Here is a 2,352-nt window from a genome sequence, read left to right as displayed (position 1 = left end):
TCACGTCGACGAACATCGCGTGGTCCGTCTTAGGGCTGTGCAGTTGCTCCGGGAAGGAGTCGAGGGCGAGCGGCACCCGCGGCGGCACCGCGTAGGCGAGCGACAGCCGCAGCTCGGGGATCGGGAACGTGCCCTGCGGGCAGATCCCCCGGTCCGAGGCGAACGCGAGGTGCGAGCGGTGGTCGGCGGAGGCCTCCTCCAGCCCGTTCCAGCAGCCGGGGAAGACGAGCGTACGGGTCACCAGCTCGCCCGCCGGGCAGCGCGGGTAGTCCGTCGTGGACCGGTCGGGGGAGCCCGAACAGCCCCAGCGGGCCCGGACCCGGGCGTCCGTCCCCGCCGTGTACGCCACGGCGTCGCCGGTCATCGCGCGCAGGAACCGGGGCATCGGCACCACCTTGCCGGCGGGGCTGCCCCGGAACTCCACGCGCACCGAGGCCTCGCGCAGGATCTCGCCGGTGTTGCCGTGCCCGGCGGCCCCCTCGTGGGAGCGGTCGCCCGGCCGGTCGGTGCGCCGCAGGACCGGCCAGTAGTACGTGGAGCGGTCGCCGCCGACGCAGCTCGTGGCGGCGCCGGCCAGGGAGGCGTCGGTGGACATCGCGTCGGTGGACAGGTTGCCGACGTACGCGTGGGTGTGGTGGGCGCCGGCCCGCAGGCCGGGCGAGACCACCAGGTTGTCCTCGTTCCAGTGGCCCTCCTCGTTGCGCCCGCAGTCCACCGTCACCGTGCCCGTGGAGGCGTCGGGCCCGGCCGGGGGCGGGGCGGGAGCGGGCGGTACCCGGGCGATGTCCACGCGGTCGGCGGCGGGGTCGTGGCGCGACCCGGCCGCCCGAGAGGCGCCCAGCACGGCGGCGGCCAGCCCGGCGCCGAGCACCATGCACACGAGCAGCGCCAGCAGGCGGTTTCCGTTCCCCATGACGGTCACGGTCGTCGGTGCCCCGCCGGACCGTCAACCGGGCGTCCGCACCAGGGCGCTGCCGGGCGTTCGGAGGTGTACCGCCGACCGCTGCTCAGCGGCCCGGTCCCGGGGTGCGGGCCTGGCGTCCGCGCAGGCCCGGCCGCGGCATCCGGTCCGGGCGGTGTCCCCGGTCCCGGTGTTCCGGGCCGGTGCCGGCCAGGTTGGCGCGTCCGGATCTTGTCCGGCCGCGGGGCCGCCCCCGAGAGTTCTCGTATGACACCGGAAGAGCTCCTGCACGCCTTCGCCCGCACCCGCGCCTCCCTCGACGGCGAGGAGACCGTCTTCTGGTGGACCGGCGACGTCCACTCCTGGGCCCCCGGCGAGCCCTACCGCCGCCTCTTCGGCTTCGAGGGCCTCAACGTGGCGCGCCTGGAGGCCGACGAGGAGGGCGGCGGCTACCGGATGCTCTCCCGCGAGGCGGCCTTCTACCTCGACCCCGGCACTCGGGAGATCCTCGAGACCTGGCAGGACAAGCCCGTGGTCCACGTCTGGAACGATCCGGCCAACCAGCGGTGGAGGCCCTTCCCCGTCCCGCGCACCGAACTGGGCGACCAGGTCTGCTTCAGCCTGGAGATCCCCCTCGCCTACCCCTCCCCGCTGCCGGTCGCCGACTACCCGCTGAACTCCGCCGACGACACCTACCGGGCCCTGGAGCTCTTCCAGTTCTTCACCCCGGCCGCCGCCCTGGCCGGCGACGCCCCGAGCGTCCCCGCCACCATGTCGTGGACCCGGATGTCCCCCTGGCTGCCCTGGATGGAGCAGGGGCAGCGCCCCGGCGGCCTCACCTTCCACTGCCGCGGCGTCAAGCTCGCCTCCTACGCCGAGGTCCCCGAGCGCACCCGCGCGTACATCGCGGCCCGCCACCCGGAGTTCGCCCGCGCCCCGGAGAAGTGGGCCGAGCCCAACGAGTCCAGCTGGACGTACTTCCGCCGGCTCAACCCCCGCTGACCCTGCGGATCCCGCGGATCCCGCGGGTACCACCGACCCCGCTGACCCCGCAGGTACCACCGACCCCGCTGACCGCACGGGTACCGCTGACCCCGTGGGTCCCGCGGGCCTGCGCCGACCCCCGGTAACCCCCGGGCGGGGAGGGGCCCCGCAGGGTCCGGACAAGGGTTTTCCCCGTATCGGGTTCACTCCCGCGTTGCCTACTGTCTGCCCACCGGCGATCTTCCGCGCCCCGGGCGGCCCCGCACCAACCCCACATGGTGTGAAACGACCGCGGACGCGCTGATCGCCGGGGTACGCCGTTGCCCTGCCCCGCCGTTGCGGCCGGGCGACGTGGCGCGCGGCGGTGCCGGGGCGGGTTCGACCAGCCCGTCCAGGCCCGCTTCCGCCGGTTCCACCTCCCACACTGCACCGACCGGCCGCTCCGGCATGCCCGGAACCGGCCCGTA

General features: G+C 75.2%; 2 protein-coding genes. One reads left to right on the top strand and one right to left on the bottom strand.

The features are described 5' to 3' along the window. On the bottom strand, positions 1 to 913 hold a 913-nt coding region (locus SSNG_RS03320; protein ID WP_007262377.1), incomplete at its 3' end, for a DUF1996 domain-containing protein. Between the two features lie 255 nt (positions 914 to 1,168). Here SSNG_RS03320 and SSNG_RS03315 point away from each other — a divergent pair. After that, on the top strand, positions 1,169 to 1,903 hold the full coding sequence (locus tag SSNG_RS03315; protein WP_007262376.1) for a DUF1838 family protein: 735 nt from the start codon (positions 1,169 to 1,171) through the stop codon (positions 1,901 to 1,903). Positions 1,904 to 2,352: the final 449 nt, after the last annotated feature.

The sequence above is a fragment of the Streptomyces sp. C genome, assembly GCF_000158895.1.
GTDB lineage: Bacteria > Actinomycetota > Actinomycetes > Streptomycetales > Streptomycetaceae > Streptomyces > Streptomyces racemochromogenes.
This window is presented reverse-complemented; position numbering and strand designations above follow the sequence as displayed.

What these genes read in the sequence shown, in the direction of transcription:
- SSNG_RS03315 (WP_007262376.1), top strand. Translation starts at nt 1,169, where the DNA reads ATGACACCGGAAGAGCTCCTGCACGCCTTCGCCCGCACCCGCGCCTCC.